The sequence below is a fragment of the Kordia sp. genome (assembly GCF_045105435.1).
In the GTDB taxonomy this organism is placed as follows: Bacteria; Bacteroidota; Bacteroidia; order Flavobacteriales; family Flavobacteriaceae; genus Kordia.
The window spans coordinates 1-5,085 of sequence record NZ_JBGCDL010000330.1; the positions used below are offsets into that span (position 1 = coordinate 1).

The 5,085-nt window shown below is 30.4% G+C and carries 2 protein-coding genes; one reads left to right on the forward strand and one right to left on the reverse strand.

Features of this window, described 5'->3' with window-relative positions; all coding sequences use genetic code 11:
• Nucleotides 1-148 precede the first annotated feature (148 nt).
• Nucleotides 149-1,084: a hypothetical protein gene (locus AB8B65_RS16865; protein WP_405302448.1), complete on the forward strand. Its 936-nt coding sequence runs from the start codon at nt 149-151 to the stop codon at nt 1,082-1,084.
• A 399-nt stretch (nt 1,085-1,483) separates the two neighbouring features.
• Here the strand turns inward: AB8B65_RS16865 and AB8B65_RS16870 are convergent, their stop codons facing one another.
• A complete protein-coding gene (locus tag AB8B65_RS16870; protein WP_405302449.1) occupies nt 1,484-4,705 on the reverse strand; it encodes an AsmA-like C-terminal region-containing protein in 3,222 nt (1,073 codons plus the stop codon).
• Nucleotides 4,706-5,085: the final 380 nt, after the last annotated feature.

Genomic DNA, 5,085 nt, shown 5'->3' on the forward strand with positions numbered 1-5,085 from the left:
AAACACTAAAAAAAGGCATACAGAAATAGAAAAAGTACCTAAGAATAAAATATTTTAAAAAAAAAAAATGGCTTCTTAATAATTAAAAAATATCTTTAAACTGTCCTAAGGATGGGGAGTATCATATTAAGACTACAAAATAAATCAAATGGCAAATTTCAGCTTGTTTTCTCAAACAAAATATTTATTAGAAAAACCTATTAAAAATCCTTTTTTTGGAACTTATTTTTTAGTCTGGCTAATCAGAAATTGGGAACTTATTTATAGTTTGATTTATTTTGATAAAACACAGAAACTAGATTCTCGAATAGAATATGTAAAAGACTACTTTGTTGAGAACTCTTTTATTCATGGTGTATTATGGAATATACTAATAACAATATTGGTAATGATTTCAACTTATGTTATTTTGAATTTCACAAGAGTTATTGTTAATTTTTCTGAAAAAAGAGTCAAAGTTGAGCTTTATAAATTAGTGATGCGCGGTAGAAAGTTTTATACTAAAGAAGAATATGATGATATAAAAAGACACAGAGATGAAATGCTTTCTGAGTTGGATACAATTAAGAATACCATATCTAATATGTTAGAAGAAAGAAACAAAGCTGTTGAGAAGTTTAAAACGTCAGATAAATCAATGAAGGCACTTCATATTGAAAGAGGTGAACTGCAAAGAAAAGTTAATGATTCAGAAAAAAGAGTTGATAATCTTATTAATGATAGACAAGGGCTTAATGAGGGTATAAATAAGTTAGCTGAAGTTTTAAATGAAGATATAATGCCCTATCTTAAAGAAATAATACATGATAATCTTTACGATAAATTAGAGAAAATATTAGACCTTGATAAGAAAGATGAACTAACTCATAGGCATATTGATGAATTAGAAATTGATTCATTAAGAAAATATTTAGACATCCCAAAATTACCAAAGGAAGAAACTAAAATATCAGTTAATTTGAAGGGACATCTTATTCATTCTTGTATTGAGAAATATGGTAATAAAAGTCAAGGTCGTAGATATGCTATCAAAAATGGATTAAATAAATTTTTGGAAGCATATACCTCTGATGTACCTGTATGAAAAATAAGGTGATTTAGTATCAAGTATTTCTCAAACAATAATTTCTAATAATTGATATAATCTTAGTTTATTTTTACTACATTTGACTAATTAATAATCAGAAAATCGAATACGTTTTTGAATACGATTTGAGATTTTTAGCGGAATAGGGTAGGGTTAACTAATTGATAATCTGAGGGTAAGAATCCCAAGATGAACTCATAACCCGAAGGTCACTGGTTCGAGTCCAGTTCCCGCTACTAAGCAAAAAGCTTCACAGAAATGTGGAGCTTTTTTTATGTTTTTGAGAGTGTTAGACAAGAAGTTTCTTTATGTCATATCAGTCAATTTAAGCGTTTTTTAAATGTCTACTACGGTCACTAGTTACAAAGAAATTATCAGTTGCGCAAACCTAGCTTACTAGCCTTTTGAACGTTTACGCTTTCGCTTTTTCTTTTTCTTACCCAATGAAATCTCATAATCTTCTATGTTTCCTTGAACTTTTATATTGAGATACCACAATCTTTTGTTTGGATCTACTTCTATAATCTCATCTTCTTTTTCTTTCTCAGTAATAGTACGACTCTTTTTGCGTCCAAATAATCGCTGCCAGGCAGCTTTTCTCACAATTTTCCAAGGAACACGTAAATAATATTCGATGTTTTGATTACTGTCATGCGTACCAGACAATTCCATGTGACCCAAAGTAGATTCGATCGTCATGGAAGGAATATTAATTTTCCCTTTCTGTATATCCAAGCTATTTTGTAAAGTGTCAAATCGAATGTTTTTAAGATTTTTATCTCCCATATAATCTGAAAGTGCTAACATTGGATCGTAATTTTTCAATCTCCCATTCAATACTTTTACGTTCATTTTTATGGTCGATTGATCTAAATCGGGCACTAAATCTGGATATACTCTTATTTTTCCTGTAATTCTGGAAGTAAGTTTTCCTTGCAAATTTTCTGAAACGAGATGATCTTGTCCAAAATTTTCAAACTTGAATAGCAATTTATCCAAGTCAACATTAGTCATAACTATATCTGGTTGTAGATAAATATGTTTTGGATCGCTACCATTAAAATAGCCGCTTAATTTAATATTTCCTCCCGCAGCATTCATGTTTAATGTATCAACATAAATATAATGGTCGGGTGTTATTCTTAAATCAGCTTTGATTTTTTGGAGATCAATTCTATGATACATAAAATGAGCGATATCAACCTCAAATTTCATATCTGTAAATGGCAGCTCATATAAATTGAAAGCATCTGCATGTGCTGTTACATCTGCAGTTTTTGAAGTCGCAGTTGCTACTGGTTTTGGCGGACTTAAATCAAAATTAAAAAGGGCATCATAGTCAATATAATTTGCTTTTAATTTGAGGTAATTATCTCTTTTCTTTATTTGCTGATTTTCTCCTAAATAATAGTTTAAATCGAAATTAAAATTGGTAGTTCCTATTTCGCCATGAAAATCTTTTATCATTACATGTTGATCTTCGTAATGTATGTTTCCTTTAAAATCGTGAAAGCGAAGTGGATGCATTTTCATTTTTGTATCTAACTTATCTAAAGCCAAATCGATAGAGTGTAAAGCAGAATCTTTATAATGCATACTAGCGTCAAAATGCAATGCCAGTTTGTCAAATTCTTCATGTCTGTATGCTGCTGGAACGTAATTTTCTCCTTTATATGAAAAAACATCTTCCAGTCGTAACATTTTAGAGGTAAGATTGATATCCAAGTCTACATCTCCGTTCAGTTCGGGTTGCATCCAAAAGGCATAATCATGTATAAGTCCATCAAAATGAAAATCGCTATCATCTATAAATCCTGTAAAATCTACTATTTTTAAGTCTACACTATCAATTAATACGTCGGCATGGAAATCATGTAATTTATGTGGATAATGCTTCAAATCTGCATACAAACTATCGATAAAAAACTCACCTTTTGGTAAATATTCAGATTCAGTAAAATCTTTTGCAGACGTTTTAAAAGAAAGTCCTAAGCTTAAATCTTTTATTTGCTCATCAAAACCAGTTTGGATGGTGTCTTGTGCTGAAAAACGAGTTAATTGCGCAATATCTAAGTAATTAGAAGTAACATCTAAATGGGCTTCCACCGGAATATCAGTATGATGCACAATTGCAGGTAAGTCTGAAAGAAAACCACTTATTGACAAATCTGAATTTCCCATCAACAGTTCAAACTGGTTCAGTGTCGCTTCTTTCCCATTCATTACCAAATGTGCATTTAAACCATTCAAAGGAGCTGGCAATTCTTCGGAGTCAATACGCAAATCTTTTATAGTCAATTCTGCAAAGTATGCTTGATTAAATTTTTGTAATACTTTTTCAGGATTATCAATATCAATAACATCGTGAAAATTCATTTTTAGTGAAACTTTTCCAGAGGCATCTTTTACTTGCTCTAGTTCAAAAAAATCGGCTACAAAATCCAGACTAAAATTTGAGTAGAGTTGCATATCCACTTCGGGCGATTCAAAATTCTTCACAAAAAGCGCACCTTTAAATTCTCCTTTTTCCAAAGAAGCGGTCATGTCTTTTAGTGAAAATTCCATGGTACTTGCATCTCTATTTTTGCCATTAGTAAAATGACCATTAAAGCCCATGTTATCTATCTTTTTTCCTCTTTCAGTATTTTCTAAAAAAGCCTTTCCAGCTCCAAAATTAGCATCGATAGCAGGTCTATTTCCTTTGTTAGCAGGTCCTTTGATGCTAGCATTAAAATAAATTTCGCCAGCGTTTTTATATTTTTCCAATACAGGTATTACATCTGTTGGCGCAAACGCGATAAGCATGTCAAAATTGGGCTTTGTTCCTTGTATAGAAAGGTCGAGGTCTACATCATTCTTTGTGTCTATAGAACCTTTTAGCTCAAAATCACCATTTTCCATTACAACACTTGACGGTTGTATGTCAAGAATACCTGTATATTCATTAAATTCTAGGTCTGTATGTACTTCAAAATGTTTTTTATTAATAAAGGTTGTATCTCTATTTTTTATGATATTTAATTCAAAATCGGTATCAATATGACCAGCTATGATACTGTCTTTTTGGCTAAAACCACCTGTGCCAGCATATACAAATTTTTCAACGTCTGTATTGGTGGCTTCATCTAAAGTGTGAATGTCTAAATTTTTAAGTTTAATTTTTTTTAGATGAATATTCATAGCAGGAGCTTCTGCGTCAGAAGTACTGGCTAGCGAGTTTTGAATATTAGTAGTATTATTTTCGTGAATAACAATATTAAAAACACCATCTTCAACTATTAAAGATTGAATGTCATAATTTCCATTTACAATATCCCAAAGGTTAAAACCAATGTAAATGTCTTTTACATCCATTACAACAGGTGCATTATCTTCTTTTGTTTCAAAAATTTTAAAATCATATACTTTTAAAGAAATATATGGGAAGTTGCCAAAAAGGGATAATTCACTATCACCAATACTAATAAGACCTTTGTGTTCTTTGTTTAGTTTTGCAATCTCTTCTTTTATAATTTCAGATTGATAGCTTTGAACATATAGTATAAGACCTCCAAGTATTAAAATAGGAACTATGATGAGTCCTAATAAAATTCGTTTCCATATTTTTTTGATCTTCAAAGTAGTTGTCTTTTAGAATTTGAAAACTGTTTGGTTTTAAAAGTAATGAATTCGTATGAAAAAACCTTGTTTTAGAACATGATTTAGTTTTTTGTACCAAATTGATCCATTGATTAGATAAATAAGATTATGTGCCCTAGTTTTTACAAACACTTTATCATTTAAGTAGTATTAGTAGACTAATAGTTAGTTTTTGTTTCATAATGTAACATTTTGATAAAATTTCGTCAATTCGAGTTAATTTTACGATTGAAAATGAGTCAAATTTGTATCGAGAATAGAATATTTTGTACTAAACAGTTCTCGATACGATTTTTCGTACCTCAAAATCACTCGAAATGACGCTTCGTTATACTTTTGAATTCAAAATGCACAACGGG

Excerpts from the sequence above, each read along its gene's own strand:
- AB8B65_RS16865 (WP_405302448.1), top strand. The coding sequence starts at position 149 with ATGGCAAATTTCAGCTTGTTTTCTCAAACAAAATATTTATTAGAAAAA.